Origin of the sequence: Actinoplanes italicus (genome assembly GCF_003001815.1) — a bacterium.
GTDB classification, from domain to species: Bacteria; Actinomycetota; Actinomycetes; order Mycobacteriales; family Micromonosporaceae; genus Actinoplanes; species Actinoplanes italicus.
Genome location: NZ_PVMZ01000020.1, coordinates 36,494 through 53,301 on the forward strand (window position 1 = coordinate 36,494; position 16,808 = coordinate 53,301).

The 16,808-nt window shown below is 70.7% G+C and carries 16 protein-coding genes; 9 read left to right on the plus strand and 7 right to left on the minus strand.

Translation table 11 applies throughout. The features are described from left to right. Entirely contained in the window at positions 1–1,776 is a 1,776-nt protein-coding gene (locus CLV67_RS37305) for an ABC transporter ATP-binding protein (protein ID WP_106327184.1), read from the minus strand. An 89-nt stretch (positions 1,777–1,865) separates the two neighbouring features. Here CLV67_RS37305 and CLV67_RS37310 point away from each other — a divergent pair, with 89 nt between their 5' ends. After that, complete coding sequence (locus tag CLV67_RS37310; protein WP_106327186.1) at positions 1,866–2,810, plus strand: lamin tail domain-containing protein; 945 nt, start codon at positions 1,866–1,868, stop codon at positions 2,808–2,810. A 3-nt stretch (positions 2,811–2,813) separates the two neighbouring features. Here CLV67_RS37310 and CLV67_RS37315 read toward each other — a convergent pair whose 3' ends face one another. From CLV67_RS37315 to CLV67_RS37330, 4 genes are all read right to left on the minus strand, one after another. Then, a complete protein-coding gene (locus CLV67_RS37315) occupies positions 2,814–3,434 on the minus strand; it encodes a thymidine kinase (protein ID WP_239166721.1) in 621 nt (206 codons plus the stop codon). A 69-nt stretch (positions 3,435–3,503) separates the two neighbouring features. Beyond that, on the minus strand, positions 3,504–4,877 hold the full coding sequence (locus tag CLV67_RS37320) for an NAD(P)/FAD-dependent oxidoreductase (protein ID WP_106327190.1): 1,374 nt from the start codon (positions 4,875–4,877) through the stop codon (positions 3,504–3,506). Positions 4,878–4,947: 70 nt separating this feature from the next. Further along, on the minus strand, positions 4,948–5,379 hold the full coding sequence (locus tag CLV67_RS37325; RefSeq protein ID WP_203737525.1) for a MarR family winged helix-turn-helix transcriptional regulator: 432 nt from the start codon (positions 5,377–5,379) through the stop codon (positions 4,948–4,950). A gap of 4 nt (positions 5,380–5,383) precedes the next feature. After that, a complete protein-coding gene (locus tag CLV67_RS37330; RefSeq protein ID WP_106327192.1) occupies positions 5,384–6,241 on the minus strand; it encodes an alpha/beta hydrolase family protein in 858 nt (285 codons plus the stop codon). A 49-nt stretch (positions 6,242–6,290) separates the two neighbouring features. On the opposite strand from CLV67_RS37330, the gene CLV67_RS37335 reads away from it, so the two are divergent. The 3 genes from CLV67_RS37335 (at position 6,291) to CLV67_RS37345 (ending at position 7,760) form a co-directional block, all read left to right on the plus strand. After that, a complete protein-coding gene (locus CLV67_RS37335) occupies positions 6,291–6,833 on the plus strand; it encodes a hypothetical protein (RefSeq protein WP_203737527.1) in 543 nt (180 codons plus the stop codon). Between the two features lie 13 nt (positions 6,834–6,846). Beyond that, positions 6,847–7,212 carry an Mth938-like domain-containing protein gene (locus tag CLV67_RS37340; RefSeq protein WP_106327194.1) on the plus strand — a complete coding sequence of 122 codons (366 nt, stop codon included), beginning with the start codon at positions 6,847–6,849 and terminating at the stop codon, positions 7,210–7,212. A 209-nt stretch (positions 7,213–7,421) separates the two neighbouring features. Further along, positions 7,422–7,760, plus strand: coding sequence for an L-rhamnose mutarotase (locus CLV67_RS37345; protein WP_106327196.1), 339 nt, complete (start codon positions 7,422–7,424; stop codon positions 7,758–7,760). Between the two features lie 584 nt (positions 7,761–8,344). Here the strand turns inward: CLV67_RS37345 and CLV67_RS37350 are convergent. Further along, positions 8,345–8,803: a DUF1877 family protein gene (locus CLV67_RS37350; RefSeq protein ID WP_106327198.1), complete on the minus strand. Its 459-nt coding sequence runs from the start codon at positions 8,801–8,803 to the stop codon at positions 8,345–8,347. 151 nt (positions 8,804–8,954) lie between these two features. Between CLV67_RS37350 and CLV67_RS37355 the strand changes: the two genes are divergently transcribed. The 5 genes from CLV67_RS37355 to CLV67_RS37375 are packed head-to-tail and all read left to right on the plus strand — an operon-like array spanning position 8,955 to position 15,141. Continuing rightward, positions 8,955–9,200, plus strand: a complete 246-nt coding sequence (locus tag CLV67_RS37355) for a hypothetical protein (RefSeq protein ID WP_106327200.1) — start codon at positions 8,955–8,957, stop codon at positions 9,198–9,200. A gap of 57 nt (positions 9,201–9,257) precedes the next feature. Continuing rightward, entirely contained in the window at positions 9,258–10,169 is a 912-nt protein-coding gene (locus tag CLV67_RS37360; RefSeq protein WP_106327202.1) for an ABC transporter ATP-binding protein, read from the plus strand. Then, positions 10,166–11,743, plus strand: coding sequence for an ABC transporter permease (locus CLV67_RS37365; RefSeq protein ID WP_106327204.1), 1,578 nt, complete (start codon positions 10,166–10,168; stop codon positions 11,741–11,743). The genes CLV67_RS37360 and CLV67_RS37365 overlap by 4 nt, the downstream gene beginning before the upstream one ends. Positions 11,744–11,797: 54 nt before the next feature. Beyond that, complete coding sequence (locus CLV67_RS37370; RefSeq protein ID WP_106327206.1) at positions 11,798–13,453, plus strand: sensor histidine kinase; 1,656 nt, start codon at positions 11,798–11,800, stop codon at positions 13,451–13,453. A gap of 38 nt (positions 13,454–13,491) precedes the next feature. After that, a complete protein-coding gene (locus CLV67_RS37375) occupies positions 13,492–15,141 on the plus strand; it encodes a sensor histidine kinase (RefSeq protein WP_239166722.1) in 1,650 nt (549 codons plus the stop codon). Here CLV67_RS37375 and CLV67_RS37380 read toward each other — a convergent pair. Further along, positions 15,127–16,725, minus strand: coding sequence for a glycoside hydrolase domain-containing protein (locus CLV67_RS37380; RefSeq protein WP_106327210.1), 1,599 nt, complete (start codon positions 16,723–16,725; stop codon positions 15,127–15,129). The two genes, CLV67_RS37375 and CLV67_RS37380, sit on opposite strands and share 15 nt — an antisense overlap. Positions 16,726–16,808: the final 83 nt, after the last annotated feature.

Consider the following 16,808-nt stretch of genomic DNA (forward strand, 5'->3'; position numbering starts at 1 on the left):
TCACGCGACGACCTCCTGATGCGTGCTGGCCAGGACTCTGCGGTAACGCGGCTCCGACTCCAGCAGCGACGCGTGGGTGCCGTCGGCCACCGCCTGTCCGTTCTCGATCAGCACGACCCGGTCGGCGAGGCCGATGGTGGCCAGCCGGTGCGCGACGACGATCGTGGTGCGGTCGCGCATCAGGTCGCGCAACGCCTCGTGGATGCCGTGCTCGACCCGTACGTCGATCGCGCTGGTGGCGTCGTCGAGGACCAGCACCGGCGGGTTGACCAGCAGCGCGCGGGCGATCGCGACACGCTGCCGCTGCCCGCCGGAGAGGGTGTAGCCGCGCTCGCCGACCACCGTGTCGTACCCCCGCGGCAGGTCGGTGATGAACCCGTCCGCACCGGCCGCCCGCGCCGCGGCGACCACCTGTTCGCGGGTGGCCGACGGTCGCCCGAAGGCGATGTTGTCGTGCAGCGACACCGAGAACAGGAACGGCTCGTCCGGCACGATCCCGACCCGGTCGCGCAGCGTCTCGAGGGGATAGTCGCGCACGTCGGCGCCGTCGACGAGGACGCTCCCGGCCTCCGGGTCGTAGAAGCGGGCCACCAGCCGCGCCACGGTCGACTTGCCACTGCCGGTCGCACCGACCAGCGCCACCGTCTCACCGGGACGGATGTGCAGGTCAAGACCATCAAGGGCGAGGGTCCCATCGGGGTACGCGAAACGCACACCCTCGAAGCGGACGTCGCCCCGGGGCTCCGGGACCACGGGCGTGGCCGGGTCGACGATGTCCGCCGGTGTGTCCAGAATGTCGTAGATGCGCTGCGCCGACGCGGCGGCCCGCTGCCCCATCATGATGATCATGCCGAGCATCCGGAACGGCGGCTGCAGCATCAGCACGTAGGAGTTGAAGGCCACGATCGTGCCGACGGTCGCGTTCCCCTCGAGCACCATGAGCCCGCCGATGAGCAGCACCATGGCCAGCCCGAGTCGCGGCAGGTTGTCCATCACCGGCAGCCAGCGGCTCCGGATCCGCGAGTCGGTCGTGTAGGCCCAGCGCACCCCGTCGGCCGCCTTCGCCAGGGTGTTGAGCTGCCGCCGCTCGGCCGCGAACGACTTGACGATCCGGACGCCCTGGATGTTCTCGTCGACCACGGTCGCGACCCCGGCCAGCCGCGACTGGATCAGCCACGACACCGGGAAGATCGCCTTGCGCATGCGTATGCCCAGCACCGCGATGACCGGCATGGTCAGCATCGCGACCACGGCCAGGGGTGCGTTGATCGACACCATGAGGGCGAACGCGATGCCCGCGATGGTGCACTGGACCAGGATCGACGGGCCGAACGCCAGGTACATCTGCACGGCCCGGATGTCGCTGGTGGCCCGCGAGATCAGCTCACCGGACTGCACCCGGTCGTAGAAGGCGTACGACATCCGCATCATGTGGGCGAAGACCAGGTTGCGCAGGTCGTACTCCATCTCGTACGCGGTACGCAGCAGATAGAGCCGGGCCAGGAAGTTGATGACGCCCTGGACGACGGCGAGCGCCGCGATCAGCCACACGTACTTCATGAGCCCGTCGGTGCGATCCACCAGGGCCTCGTCGATGCCGATCCGGACCAGGTCGGGGATCTGCACCTGGACGATGAGGCCGATGAACGACAGCACCAGTGAGGTGATCAGAAGGGCTCGATGGGCGCGGACGATCGGCCATGCGCGCCGCAGCCAGGTCTTCGAGGGGTCCGGATGGATGCCGGCTTTCGGTGCCCGGCGTGGGGCGCTGGTCAAACGTTCGCTCCTTACCGCGATCAGTCCTTAGCCTAGCTAACGACCTTGGGTTTCCTCAACCCGTCCCCGGCCGGGTCGATGGTGGCGTCATGCTCCGCCGCCTCGCGACCCTCGCCGCCGTCACCACGCTGACCGCGACCGGCCTCGCCGCCCCCGCCGAAGCCGCCACGACCGCCTGCCACACCGCAGCCGGCAGCCCGAGCTGCCAGATGTGGACCGGCAAGGTGGACTGGGTCCCGGACGGTGACACGCTGCGCGTCGACCTCGCCGGAGACGGCACGAAGAACCTGGTCTCGGTACGGATGCTCGGCATCCAGGCGATGGAGATGAAGACCTACTCGCACTATCCGGAGCGACGTAAGGGAGACTGCCACGCCGTGGCCGCCAACCTGCGTCTCGAGCAGCTGATCAAGGCCGGTGGCGGCAACGTGCGGCTCACGTCGCTCAAGGCGTCCAGCAAGAGCGAGGGCCGGCCGCTGCGCTCGGTCGCGGTCAAGGTCAACGGACAGTGGAAGGACGTGGGGGAGCAGTTGGTCCGCGAGGGCCACACGCTCTGGCAGGCCTGGCCCGGCGAATGGGCCATGGACGAGACGTACCACCGCGCGGCCCAGGAGGCCGCCGCGGCCGGCCGCGGGATCTACGACACCGACAGCTGCAAGCCGGGCCCGGCCCAGAACAGCGGCATCACGATGACCGTCAACCCGGACGCCGACGGCATCGACGAGAAGAACCTCAACGGCGAGTACTTCAAAATCCACAACCCGTCGGGGGCGGCCGTCCCGATCGCCGGCTGGTGGGTGCGCGACTCAGGGCTGCGCCGCTACACGTTCCCGGCCGGCACCGTGGTCCCGGCCGGCGGGGACGTCCACGTCCACATCGGCAAGGGGAAGGACACGGCGACTCACAAGTACTGGGGACTCACCAAGCCGATCTTCACGAACGTCGACCCGGCCAATCACAGCGTCGGCGACGGCGGCTACCTGTTCGACGTCCACGGCGACCTGCGCGCGTGGATGATCTATCCCCAGGTCTGAGCCCTACGCCGGGCCGGCGTCGCCGTTGCGCCAGTGACGGCGGCACAGCACACGGTAGGTCACCTCGGCCGCGTCGGAGGTGTCGCCGACCGCCACCTGCGCGCCCGAGCGGGCCACCCGGCCGTCCTCGATCCGCGCGTTCTGCCGGCCCGGCCGCCCGCACCAGCAGGTCACCTCGACCTGCAGCGACACGATGTTGTCGGCCAGTTCGAGCAGCCGCTGCGCGCCCGGGAACAGCCGGGACATGAAGTCCGTCGAGATCGCGTAGCAGTCGACGTCCACACACAGCTCGTCGACCGCCCACGCCAGTTGCTCGACCTGCTCGGGCCGTAGGAACTGGGCCTCGTCGACGATCACGAAACCGCCGGCCGGCACCTCGTCGGCGATGAGCGCCGTCAGCTCGGTCCCGTCGGTCACCTCGATCGCGTCCGCCGCGACACCGAGCCGCGACGACATCACCCCGGCGCCGGCCCGGTCCATGCTGGTGAGCAGAACCCCGGGCCGGCCGGCCTCCCGGCGGTTGTACGCGTTCTGCAGCGCGAGCGTCGACTTGCCCGCCCCCATGCTGCCGTGGAAGAGCGTCAGCTCGTGAAAGACCGGAGCGAGGGTCCTGGCTCGGGACACGACGGGTGTACTGACGGTGACCGGGACCAAGGTGAGCCTTCCTCAGGACTTTCAGCGGGCCGGTACACGCTACCCGGCCTGCTCGGCGACCGTCTCCCTGGCCGGTTCGCCGTTCTCGGCCCGCCGCCACGGGTCGCCGTACGCCCGGATCGCCTGGCGGGCGAACGCCTGCTGCTGGGTGGCCACCCGCTCCGATCGGCCCCGCCCGAGGAAGCTGACGAACCAGTGCAGCACCGCGGTCACCCGGTTCTTGAACCCGACCAGGTAGAACAGGTGCACCGCCACCCACACCACCCACGCCGGGAAGCCGGACAGCCGCAACTTCCAGATGCTCGCGACCGCCGAGAAGCGGGAGATCGTCGCCAGACTGCCCTTGTCGAAGTACCGGAACGGCTGGCCGGTCTCCTTGCCGGCGAGACGGCGCTTGATCTGGTCGGCCGCGTGCCTGCCGCTCTGGATGGCCACCTGCGCCACGCCGGGCAGCGGCTTGCCGTCCTCACCGGCCAGGTTCATCATGTCGCCGAGCGCGAAGATCTCCGGGTGCCCCGGCAGGCTGGTGTTCGGCTCCACCTGGATCCGGCCGGCCCGGTCGGTCTTGGCACCGGTGGCCGCCGCCAGCTTCGCGGCCAGCGGCGGGGCCGCGACACCGGCCGCCCACACCTTCGTCATGGCCGGGATGCGCTCGCGCCGGCCGTTCGACTCCACCTCGATGCCGGTCGAGTCCACGGCGACGACCTTGGTGTTGGTACGGACTTCGACGCCCAGTTTGTCGAGCTGCTTCTCGGCCTTCGCCGACAGCTGGTCGCCGAACGTGTTCAGCACCGCCCCGACCGCGTCGACCAGCAGGATCCGCGCCTTACGCGAGTCGATGTGCTTGAACTGCCCGCGCAGGTTACGGTGCGCCAGCTCGGCGATCTGCCCGGCCATCTCGGTGCCGGTCGGGCCCGCGCCGACGACCACGAACGTCATCCAGCGCTCGATCGTCTCCGGGTCGGTGTGCAGGTCGGCGACCTCGAAGGCGCCGAAGATCCGGGCGCGCAGCTCCAGGGCGTCGTCGATGCTCTTCATGCCGGGCGCGTGGTCGGCGAACTCGTCGTTGCCGAAATACGACTGCGACGCGCCCGCGGCGACGATCAGCGTGTCGTACGGCACCGTGTAGTCGATGCCCGGCCCGGCCACCGACACGACCTTGCGCTCCACGTCGACGTCCTGCACCCAGCCGAGGCGCACGTCGACGTTCTTCTGCCGGCGCAGCACCTCGCGGATCGGCGGCGCGACCTCGCCCTCGGACAGGATGCCGGTCGCGACCTGGTAGAGCAGCGGCTGGAAGAGGTGGTACGCCGTACCGTTGATCAGGGTGATCTCGACGTCCGCACGGCGCAGCGCCTTGATCGCGAAGAGGCCGCCGAAGCCGGCCCCCACGACTACCACTCGATGACTCATCAGTACTCCCTCACACCTCAGGGCACCCGCTAACCACCTTGGTATGCCCAGCGCCCGTGCGGAAGTACGTCTAGGCCAGACGTTGTGTGATATGTCCCAGCCACCGGGAGATGACGGCCAGTTCCGCGTCGTCGAAGCCGTCGGACATCTCGGCGTTGAGCTCCCGTACCACCGACCTCGCCATGGCCACCGCCTCCCGGCCGGCCGGTGTCAGCGACAGCCGTACCGCCCGGGCGTCGCCCGCGTCCGGCGTCTTCGCCACGAACCCGGCCTTCTCCAACCGGCTGACCAGGCCACTGATCCCGGACGGTGACGCGCACAGGGCCGCCGCCACGTCACCGACCAGGGCGTCGTCGTGGCTCGCCAGGTGGAACAGCACGCCCGCTCCGGCCGCGCCGATGCCGCTGTCACCGGAGCGCGCGTCGATCCAGCGCCGCGTCGAACGCTCGGCGGTCATCAGGTCGAAGACGAGGCGGTTGTTCACGCGCTTCTGACGGTCCACGGGCCTATCGTGTCGCGTTGGCCACCTGCTTCTGCAACCAGGTCAGCAGTTCCGGCCAGAGTGTCTCGCGGGAACTGCGGCGCATGAATCCGTGGTGACCGATCCGGGTCACGCCCGCGTCGGCCGGAGTGAAGGTGCGGCGCTCGACGGGCGCGTTCACGAGCCGCTCGGCGAGCCGGTCGACCTGCGCGGGCGTCGCCCACGGGTCGTCGCTCAGGCTGATCGCCAGCACCGGCTGCGTGACGCCCGCGGCCCGCTCGGCGGCATGCATCTCCGGGTCGTCGAAAAGGTAGTTCGGCAGCTTCCCCCAGCCGGACCACTGCCGCACGGCGGCCACCGAGATGTCCTCGCCGAGCCCGAGGCGGCGTGCCGGGACATAGCCGAGAAGCCCGGCCAGGGCCGGACCGATCAAAGACAGCACCAGGCGTACGCGCAGACGCTCCACCCGGTCGGGAATGGCGGCCATCGACGCCAGGTGCGACGCGACCAGCACGAACGCGGTCAGCTCCGGCCCGCCGCGCCCGAGGGTCAGCGCATGCCCGCCCACGCTGTGCCCGACGGCGAGCTGCGGCAGCCCCGGGAACCGCTCGGCGGCCCACGCCGTCAAGGCCGGCACGTCCCGCTCGATCCAGTCCCGCATGCCGACGTCCCGGTGGTCGCGCGGCGAGCCGGACCGGCCGGTGCCCCGGTAGTCGTAGGTGATCGCGGCCATCCGGTTCTCCGCCAGGAATGTCGCGAACCCGGTGTAGAACCCGGCCGGCGTCGCCGTCGCCGGATGAACGACCACCACCGCGACCGGCTCCTCGCCGGATTCGAAGAGATTCCCGGCGAGCCCGCCGACGTCGATCGAACTAGTTCGCATGCGATATAAAGTAACCGACCGGCCGGACGGTCCGCTACGGTGGTCGCCCGTGACCCCCCGATGGCGGCGCCTGGCCGTGTTTCCCCTGGTAGCAGCCCTGCTCGCAGGTTGCGTGCGTTTCGTGCCCCTCCAGGTCGGCGACGACCCCTGCGCCGAGCGGGAGGGCGCTGAGGCCACCGCGCCGGAACGGATCGCGATCGAGCCCGACGAGTTCCAGGCCCGGCACGTCGGGCACACCGCCGACGGCCGCCAGTTCTTCCTCACCACGCCGTTCGAACCCGGCGCCCGCGAATTCGTGGCGCTGTATCTTTTCCGGGCGGACGGTTCGTTCGCCGAGGCGCGGATCGACGCGTTCACCGATGGCGAGCAGGCGGCCGCTGACCGGGCCCACCGCGACCGCCTGCGCGAGCTCGGCGAGGTGACCCACGACCGGATCTCGGTCGCGCCGTTCTCGGTGGAGCGCTTCGGCACGACGTTCGGGCTGATCAGCGCACCGCCGGAAACCGAGGACGACGTCTGGTGGGTCACCGCCGAGCCCGGCGACTACATGGCGTTCTCGCCGCCGTGGGACTGCGGGATCTACGACACCTGAGTGGGGGAGCATCATGGCGAAGTCACCGAGGATCGCATCAGTCTCGTGGGGGCGGATGGAGGTCGAGGGCCTCGATGCGGGCAAGGACTTCAAGCTCTACCCGGGCGGTGGCCGGCCGTGGGACTGGCGGGAGACCGGCACCGGGCACAGCCCCGGCATCCAGCCCGCCGACGTCCAGGAGCTGCTCGACAACGGCGCGACCGTGGTCGTCCTGTCCCGTGGCATGGAACGCCGTCTCGGCATCGACCCGGCCACCCTGGCGTTCCTGCGCGAGCGGGACGTCGAGGTGCACGAGGCGGAGACCACCGAGGCCGTCCGTCTCTACAACGAACTGGCCGAGACGCGGCAGGTGGGCGGCCTCTTCCACTCCACCTGCTGAGCCGGGCTCCCCGGCCCGCCCGCCTCTTTGGTCCGCCCGCCTCTTTGGTCCGCCCGCTCCTGATTCATCCGTTCCTGGTTCATCGAGCCCTTTGAGCCACCTGAGCCGCTGGGTGGCCGGCTGCCCATCCGTTGCGTTGAAACGTTATTCCCATCCGGGGCGTGGGACGGCAGGATGGCGGGGAGCCGCCGTGACCGAGGAGTAGCCGGATGACGTACGTGTGCTTCACCCTGCAGGTCGACCCGTCGAAGCTGGACGCCTACCGGGAGGCCCACGCCGCCGTCTGGCCGGAGATGCTGCGGGCCCTGGCCGCGACGGGCTGGCGCGACTACCGGCTGTTCCTCCGCCCGGACGGCCTGCTGGTCGGCACTCTGCAGACCGACGACTTCGCCGCCGTCCAGGAGGCCATGGCCCGGACCGAGGTCAACGCCCGCTGGCAGGCCGCTATGGCCGAGTTCTTCCCGACGCTGGGCGAGGCCCGCCCCGACGAGGGCATGCTGGTGCTCGACCAGGTCTTTCACCTGGAGGAACAGCTCGACCGCCTCTGAGCCCGCCTCCCCGCGGGCCCGCCCCGCGCGGATCGCACCCACCGAACGCCCAGCCGGGGCCGAGCATCCATCACCACCGGGCCGGAGAACGCCACACAAGATCCACAAAGGCAGACCGCCACGCGCGCAGATCACCACGTGGCGGGCGGCGACGGGGTGCGTGGTGTTTTGTGGCGTGTCTGTGGGTGTAGGTCACCACGTGGCGGGCGGCGACGGGGTGCGTGGTGTTTTGTGGCGTGTCTGTGGGTGTAGGTCACCACGTGGCGGGCGGCGACGGGGTGCGTGGTGTTTTGTGGCGTGTCTGTGGGTGTAGGTCACCACGTGGCGGGCGGCGACGGGGTGCGTGGTGTTTTGTGGCGTGTCTGTGGGTGTAGGTCACCACGTGGCGGGCGGCGACGGGGTGCGTGGTGTTTTGTGGCGTGCCTGTGGGCGTAGCTCACCACGCAGAGGCGGGGGTGACGCCAAAGGCGATAGTCGCGGCGGCGAACAACGCACAGCAGCCGGCCCCGCGAGCCGTCACTGAGTCGCCTGATGGCGGCGGGACTTCCGTGGCTGACGGTCTCGCGGCCGGACGCGGGGCCGCTCTACGACCGGTGCACCAGGAGGGGGTCCCCCGCCGCGGCGGCCTCGCCGAACACGGCGGTCAGGCGTGTGTAGTTGTCCTCCAGGTAGGAGAGCGCCCACTCGGCCTCCCACAGGTCCTCCGGGTAGACGCCGATCGACTCCATCAGCGCCCGGTCGTAACCGCCGGCCAGGGCGGTGAAGGGCGTGGCCGCCAGGAACCCGGCGGCCGTCGCCACGTCCCCGGCCGTCAGCAACCGCACCGGGTGAGCCTCGGTGAGCGGCTCGCCACCGTTGATCACGTCGACGGGCGCGTCCAGGTCGAGCAGCAGGAAGTGCAGGCCGGCCCAGGCGCGGTCGATGTGACTGCCGGGCAGGCCGCCGAGATGCTCGAGAGCCGCCAGGACGTCGGAGTCGAGCAGTCGTCGCAGCTCGTCGAGCTGTTCGGGAGTCGGACGCGAGTAGTAGGTGACCACGCTCATCGCCGGATTGTGCCCGAGAGCCTGCCGTCGATGGGGCGGCCGTCTCAGGGAACGGACAGCGAAGGTACAGGTCAGGGCTGGATGCGGGCGCTTACTCTGGAATCCGGACGGCGCGCCGCACTCGCGTGCCGGGCAGCGGAGGAGACCTGCGGTGGGGTTCGTCAAACGGTTCGTGCTCTCGATGGTCGCGTCGAAACTTCAGCGGATGTCCCACGGCCGGCACAACCCGGCGGTCGACGGCCTGTTGCGCGAGGTCAACCACCGGATCGCCCGCCAGCACGGCTACCACCACCCGGGCGCCTACGGTCACCCCGGCGCCTACGGTCACCACGGCCACTACCGTCATCACGGGCACTACCGGCACCACGGCCACTACCGCCGCCGCCGCTGGTTCTAGCCTCCGGTGGCATGCCTCCTTCACTCTGGAGCCTCAGAGGAGTGAAGGAGGCGAGCGATGGCCGCCATATCGATCTCCGGTCTGGTCAAACGTTTCGGCCGGACCACCGCGCTCGACGGTCTCGACCTGACCGTCGGCGAGGGCGAGGTGCACGGTTTCCTCGGGCCCAACGGCAGCGGCAAGACCACCACCATCCGCGTCCTGCTGGGCCTGCTGCGGTCCGACGCCGGTTCGGTGCGACTGCTCGGCGGTGATCCGTGGAAGGACGCGGTCGCCCTGCACGGGCGGCTCGCCTACGTTCCCGGCGATGTCACCCTCTGGCCGGGCATCACCGGCGGCGAGGTGATCGACCTGCTGGGCCGCCTGCGAGGTGAACGGCATCGGGCCCGGCGCGACGAACTGCTGGACCGCTTCGACCTGGACCCGTCGAAGAAGGCCCGCGCCTACTCCAAGGGCAACCGGCAGAAGGTCGCCCTGGTCGCGGCCCTGGCCTCGGACGCCGAACTGCTGCTGCTCGACGAACCGACCTCCGGGCTGGACCCGCTCATGGAGGCCGAGTTCCAGCGCTGCGTCCGGCGGGTACGCGAGGAGGGCCGCACGATCCTGCTCTCCAGCCACATCCTGGCCGAGGTGGAGGCGCTCTGCGACCGGGTCAGCATCGTCCGGCTGGGTCGCACCGTCGAGTCCGGCACCCTGGCCGAGCTGCGGCATCTCACCCGTACCTCGATTTCGGTGGAGACCGTCCGGCCGATCACCGGGCTGTCCGGGGTGCACGACGCGGTGGTCGACGACCGGCACGCCCGGTTCGACGTCGACGACACCCAGCTGGAGCCGGTGATGCGGCAGCTCGCGGCCCTCGGTGTGCGCAGCCTGACCAGCACCCCGCCCACGCTGGAGGAGATGTTCCTACGCCACTACGGGCCCGGGAACGGGGCCGCGGACGGGACGGGGAACGGGGACGGGCGATGACCGGGGCAGGCCTGCTGCTGCGCTTCGACCTGCGCCGGGACCGGGCGAAACTGCCCTGGTGGATCTTCGGGACCGCGCTCCTGTTCCTCATCCAGTCGACGCAGAGCCAGAACATGTACGGCGACCCGCGGGAACTGGCCGGGCTGCGCGAGACCATCGGCGCCAACACCGCGGTGGTGGCGATGAGCGGTCCGGCCCAGCTGCTGGAGACGATCGGCGGGGAGGTCGTCTTCGAGATCTTCGGGTTCGCCGCGATCGTGGTCGCGCTGATGAACATGTTCCTGGTCGGCCGGTACACCCGTGGCGACGAGGAGACCGGCCGGGCCGAACTGGTGCTCGCGGCGCGGGTCGGGCGTCGTGCTCCGGTCGGCGCGGCGCTGCTGCTCGCCCTGCTCGCCGACGTGGTCACCGGCGCCTTGGTGTTCGCGGTGCTGGCCGGCACCGGCCTGCCGGTCGGTGGATCGCTGCTGGTGGCGGCGGCCATCACCGGGCTCGGGCTGCTGTTCGCGGCCCTGACCGCGCTGGCCGCGCAGGTCTTCGAGCACGCCCGCGCCGTCTACGGTGCGGTCGGCCTGTTCCTCGGCGCGGCCTGGACGGCGCGGGCAGCCGGTGACGCCGCGGACAGCGGCCTGGTCTGGGTGTCCCCGATCGGCTGGGGGCAGCGCACCCTGCCGTACGTCGCGGACCGCTGGTGGCCGGTGCTGCTCCTGCTGGTCACGGCCGTCCTGTTGGTGGTGGCCGCGCTGGCGCTACTGGATCGGCGTGACCTGGGTGACGGGCTGGTCCGGTCGCGGCCCGGACGCCCCTACGCGTCGCGGGCGCTGGGTTCGGCCACCGGGCTGGCCTGGCGGTTGCAGCGAGGCTCGCTGGCGGGCTGGGTGGTGGGCGTGGCGCTGCTCGGGGTGGCGTACGGCTCGATCGGCGACAGCATCGAGCAGTTCGTGGCCGACAATCCCGAGGTGACCGCGTACCTGCCCGGTGGGGCGGACCGGATCGTCGACGCGTACCTGGCGCTGACGGTCACCGTGGGCGCGCTGCTGGCGGCCGCGTTCGGGGTGTCGGCGGCGCTGCGGGCGCGGGCCGAGGAGACGTCCGGGCGGGCCGAGCCGATCCTGGCCACCACCACGAGCCGGACGGCCTGGCTGGGCAGTCATCTGACGGTCGCGCTGGCCGGCAGCGGTCTGGTGCTGCTCGCCGCCGGTCTCGGGGAGGGGCTCGCGTACGGCCTGACGGTCGGCGATCCCGGTCAGGCGTTCCGGATGGCGGGCGCGGCGCTGGTGTACCTGCCCGCGGTCTGGGCGGTCGTCGCCGTGGCGGTCCTCGGCATCGGCTGGGCGGCGCGGGCCGCGGCGGTCGCCGGCTGGACGGCGCTGGGGTACTGCGCCGTGGTGGAACTGTTCGCCGACTCCTTCGACCTGCCCGGCTGGGTGCAGCGCGCGTCTCCGTTCGTACATCTGCCGGAGGCTCCGCTGGAGGCCGTGACCGCGCCACCGCTGCTGATCGTCACCGCCGTGGCCGCCGCCCTGACCCTGGCCGGTCTTGCCGGATTCCGCCGACGTGACGTGGGCTACTGAGGCACCATGGGGCCAAGGGGTCAGCGTCGCCGCCGGGGTGCCGATAGGTAGCAGGTGGCGAGCGGGTCCCGGGCCGGCGGGGCGGGTGACACGGAAGCGGATCGCGTCGCGGTCCTGCGTGAGTACCACCTGCTCGACTCCCCTCCGGCCGCCGAGCTGCAGGCCGTGGTCCGGGTCGCCGCCGAGGTGGCCGGAGTGCCCAACGCCACCCTCAATCTGCTCGACGACGTCAGTCAGTACCAGCTGACCACGGTCGGGTTCACCGGGCAGCAGTGTGCCCGCAGCGACTCCATGTGCGCGGTGCGGCTGGGCCGCCGTGAGTTCGTGCACCTCACCGACGCTCGCGTGGAGCCGGACTACCGCGACAACCCGTGGGTGACCGGGAGGCTGGGCCGGATCGTGTTCTACGCGTCGGTGCCGCTGATCACCCCGGACGGGCACGTGATGGGCACACTCTGCGTCTTCGACGGCCGGCCGCGACGGCTGAGCCCGGAACAGATCGAGCGCCTGGGGGACGTGGCCGGGATCATCGTGGCGTTCTTCGAGCGGCGGCGGCACGCCCGGCTCACCAACCGCCTCAAGGAGACCATCCAGGCCCGCGAGCAGTGGACCCGCACGGTGCTGGACAGCATCCACGAGGCGGTGATCGCGGTCTCCGCCGACGGCCGGGCCGCCCTCGTCAACCGGGCTGCCCACGAGGTGCACCCGGAGGTCGGCCTCGCCGGTCCGCCGGCCGGTTCGGGCGCGCGGTTCCGGCTGTACGAGCCCGACGGGCGAACACCGATCCCGGACGACGAGGTGCCGCTGGTGGCGGCGATGCGCACCGGCCGGCCGGTGACCGGACGCGAGATGAGGATCTTGGAGCCGGGCCGGGAACCCCGCTCGGTTCTGGCCAACGCGGCGCCGCTGCGGGCCGCCGACGGCTCGGTGAACGGCGCTGTGGTCGCCCTGCACGACATCACCGCGGAGCACGCCCGGCAGCGGATCCTCGGCGAGGCCCACGAGCGGCTGGCCGCGGCCAACACCGAGCTGCGCCGCTCCAACGCCGACCTCACCAACTTCGCGGGCGCGGTCAGTCACGACCTGGTCGCGCCGCTCGCGGCGGTCGGCGGGTACCTGGAGCTGCTCGCGGATCCGGACGACACGGGGATCACCGACCCCCAGCGGCGGCGGAAGGTGGACGGGTGGGTCGACGCCGCGGCCCAGGCGGTGGACCGGATGCGGGAGCTGATCGACGCGCTGCTCGACTACGCGCGCGCCGGCAGTGCCCCGGTGCGGGCTTTGGTCGTACCGCTGGATGAGGTTTTTGATCAGGTTTTGCTCGATCTTGCCCCGGAGGTAGAGGCCGCCGGGGCGCAGATCAGTGTGGCCCGACCGCTGCCGTCGGTGATCGGTGACCCGGTGCTGATCCGTCAGCTGCTGCAGAATCTGATCGGCAATTCGGTGAAGTACCGGTGCCCGGACCACCCGTGCCGGATCGCGGTGACCGCCGACGGCGACTCGTTCCGGATCGCCGACAACGGAGTCGGCATCCCGGAGAGCCGGCGGGAGGAGGTGTTCGACGTGTTCTCCCGTACCGACGGGCACCGCGTGGGCCACGGGATCGGCCTCTCCAGCTGCCTGCGGATCGTCGAACGGCACGGCGGGACGATCACGATCGAGGACACCCCCGGAGGCGGAGCGACGGTGACCGTCACGCTTCCCGGATAAAGAGTCAGATGTCGGATCCCGCTGCCGATAGAAAGCAGGTGGATCTCGCTGAGCGTGCGCCCGAACGGGAGCGTCTGCGCCTTGCCGCGCTGCACGAGTACCGGCTGCTCGACTCGCCCGCCGGCGACGAGCTGGAGGCGGTCGTCCGGGTCGCCGCCACCGTGGCCGGGGTGCCGCACGCCAGCCTGAACCTCATCGACGAGAACCGGCAGTGCCAGCTCACCACGGTCGGCTTCGAAGGCGCCGACTCGGCCCGGTCCGACTCGATGTGTGCCGTCCGATTCGAGACAGGCCGATTCACCTATCTGCCCGACGCCAGCCTCGACCCGGTGTACCGGAACAATCCGTGGGTGACCGGGGTGCATTCCGACGTGCGGTTCTACGCGTCGTTCCCGCTGGTCACGCCGGAGGGGCACGCCCTCGGCTCGCTCTGCGTCTTCGACCGCGAACCAGGCGAGCTGTCCGGCGACCAGATCGCGCGCCTCCAGGACCTGGCTCAGATCATCCTGGCGCTGTTCGAGCGGCGCCGGCAGGCCCGGATCAACGCCGAGCTGGCCGAACTGGCCGAGGCACGGCAGCGGTGGACCGACACGCTGCTGGAGACCATCGACGTGGCGGTGGTCGCGGCCGGCCAGGACGGCCGGCTCACCCTGTTCAACCGGGCGGCGCGCGAGTGGCACGGGATGGACGCCGAGCAAGACCTCGATCCGGCCGAGTTCTCCGGGCGATACCGGCTGTTCGAGACCGACGGGCGTACGCCGCTCGCGCCGCACCGGATCCCGCTGCTGCGAGCCCTGCACGACGGCGACGTCAGGGACGCCGAGATGATCATCAAGAGGCCGGACCGCGAACCGCTGCACGTCAGTGTCAGCGGCCGCGCCCTGATCGGACCGGACGGCGAGCCGCAGGGCGCGGTCGTGGCGATGAACGACGTCACCAGCGCCCGCGCCCAGCAGCGGGCGATCGAGGACGCCCGGCGGGAGCTGGCCGCCGCCAACGCCGACCTGCGCCGCTCCAACGCCGACCTGAGCAACTTTGCCGGAGCGGTCAGCCACGACCTCGTCGCCCCGCTGACCGCGGTGAACGCCTACCTCGAGATGATCGGTGACGAGGTGGAGGGCCGGCCGCGGCAGTGGGCCGAGTCGGCCTGCCGGGCGGTCATCCGGATGCGGGACCTGATCCGTTCACTGCTCGGGTACGCCCAGGCCGGCAGCGCCCCGGTGCGCCGTGACGCGGCCGATCTCGCCGACATCTTCGAGCACGTCCGCGTCGACCTGCGACCGGCCGCCGAGGCCGCCGGGGCGGAGGTGGCGGCGTCCGGCACGCTGCCGTCGGTGGCCGGCGACCCGGTGCTGATCCGTCAGCTGCTGCAGAACCTGGTCGGCAACTCGATCAAGTATCGGGATCCGGAGCGGCCGTGCCGGGTCACGGTGACCGCCGAGCGCGTGGGCGAGGCCTGGACGATCGCGGTCGCCGACAACGGCCTCGGCATCCCGCCCGAGCAGCGGCGGCGCGTCTTCGAGATGTTCACCCGGCTCGACAACGCCACGGCGGGCGGACACGGTATCGGCCTGTCCACCTGCTGGCGGATCGTCGAACGGCACGGCGGCGACATCCGGGTCGACGAGACCCCGGGTGGCGGCACCACCGTGCTGTTCACCCTCCCCGACGTCTCAGAACAGGGGTGACCTGCCCTTGTAGCCGGTGCTGATGCGAACGCCCGCGGCGAGGATCTTCCCGTTGCCGCGGAACAGCGTCAGGTTGCCGGTCGACGACTGGACCGCGGCCAGATCGGTGTAACCGTCCCGGTCGAAGTCACCGACCCCGAGGAAGTCACGGAACCCGGCCGCCGAGCCGATCCGCACCGGCGACTTGAAGCCGCCCGACTTGCCGGGGAACAGGTACAGGCCGTTGTTGCTGTTCAGCTTCAGCACCAGGTCCTGGAAGCCGTCCCGGTCGAAGTCGCCGGCGCCGGTGAACTCGCTGCGCTTCGTCCAGTCGCCGTAGGCCAGCGCCTTACGCGTACCGAACTTGGCGCCCTTCTGCCCCGGGTAGAGGTAGACGTTGCCGTTGCTGGTCTGCACGCCGAGCAGGTCCGGGTAGCCGTCCCGGTTGAAGTCGCCGATCGACGTCAGCTCGCGCATGTGGCCGAAGTTCTTGTAGAGCTGCTTGCGCGCGCCGAACCTCCCGCTCGCGAGACCGGGGTAGAAGTACACCGCCGCGCCGGTACGGGCGATCAGGTCCACGTATCCGTCGCGGTTGAGGTCCATCCGCAGCAGGGCGTTCGCCGACTTGTGCGCGCCGACATTGGCCCGGCCGCCCTCGGAGACGAAACTTCCGTTACCCGGGTACGCGAACAGGTTGCCGGTCGACGAGGTGCGGGCCAGGACGTCCGACCAGCCGTTGCGGTTCCAGTCGGACAGCTTGGCGGCCGGCAGCCGGGCGAAGTCCAGGTAGTCGTTGTCGATGTTGATGGTCACGCCGCCCCAGGTCTCCTGGTGAGCGCCGCGGTACTGCTTCATCCGCCGCTTCGGCTGCCAGTAGGACGCCGGGATGACCTTGTCGGTGACCGTGACGACCTGGTCCCAGCGGGCGAAGTCGACGTAGTCGGGCCGCACGTAACCGGCCTGGTGGTAGACGGCCACCTGGTCGGCGATGCCGGTGGCGATGCTGGAGTAGTAACCGGAGAAGTAGCCGAAGTCGTGGAGCCGGGCCGACCACGCGCTCATGAACTGCAGCACACCGTTACGGCAGGCGGCGTCGTCCATCCGGTACGACTCCATGTCGTAGATCAGCACGCTCTCCTTGGAGAGCCCGAGAGCGGTGGCCTGACGGACCGCGTCCTCGGCGGTGGCCCGGCCCTGCGCGGCCGCGTTCTTGTTGTCGATCAGGTTCCGCTTGCCGGTGATCTGGGTGCAGCTGGCCTGCGGGCCGACGTACAGCGGGATCAGCCGCCAGCCGCGGGTGACCTGCTCGCGTACCCAGTCCGCGGTCAGGTTCTTCTGTGTGCAGCCACGGTTGTTGCCACCGAAGTAGATGCCGGCCGCCCGGTACGGCGACGACTTGAGCCACGCGGCCATGGCGTCGCTCGACGGGGCGGTGCAGGCGTCGAAGCCGTACCCGGTGAAGTTGCCCGGCTGGGGTGCCAGCGCGACCGCGGCGCCCGCGTTGCCGTTGATCAGGGCCAGCGGGGCCAGTGAGAGCGTCACGACCGCTGCCGCGAGGAGCCGCCTCCGGTATCTGACGATGCCGGCGGTGAGCTTTCGCAACATATGGACTCCAACGACTCGTAAGGGCCCATCGAGGTAAGCAGTTGCTTACGGGTCGGTACAGGGCCGTTCGGCTGATTTCGGCA

What these genes read in the sequence shown, in the direction of transcription:
- CLV67_RS37320 (WP_106327190.1), bottom strand. Translation starts at nt 4,877, where the DNA reads ATGAGTCATCGAGTGGTAGTCGTGGGGGCCGGCTTCGGCGGCCTCTTC.
- CLV67_RS37330 (WP_106327192.1), bottom strand. Translation starts at nt 6,241, where the DNA reads ATGCGAACTAGTTCGATCGACGTCGGCGGGCTCGCCGGGAATCTCTTC.
- CLV67_RS37360 (WP_106327202.1), top strand. Translation starts at nt 9,258, where the DNA reads ATGGCCGCCATATCGATCTCCGGTCTGGTCAAACGTTTCGGCCGGACC.
- CLV67_RS37380 (WP_106327210.1), bottom strand. Translation starts at nt 16,725, where the DNA reads ATGTTGCGAAAGCTCACCGCCGGCATCGTCAGATACCGGAGGCGGCTC.
- CLV67_RS37350 (WP_106327198.1), bottom strand. Translation starts at nt 8,803, where the DNA reads ATGAGCGTGGTCACCTACTACTCGCGTCCGACTCCCGAACAGCTCGAC.
- CLV67_RS37345 (WP_106327196.1), top strand. Translation starts at nt 7,422, where the DNA reads ATGACGTACGTGTGCTTCACCCTGCAGGTCGACCCGTCGAAGCTGGAC.
- CLV67_RS37310 (WP_106327186.1), top strand. Translation starts at nt 1,866, where the DNA reads ATGCTCCGCCGCCTCGCGACCCTCGCCGCCGTCACCACGCTGACCGCG.
- CLV67_RS37340 (WP_106327194.1), top strand. Translation starts at nt 6,847, where the DNA reads ATGGCGAAGTCACCGAGGATCGCATCAGTCTCGTGGGGGCGGATGGAG.
- CLV67_RS37365 (WP_106327204.1), top strand. Translation starts at nt 10,166, where the DNA reads ATGACCGGGGCAGGCCTGCTGCTGCGCTTCGACCTGCGCCGGGACCGG.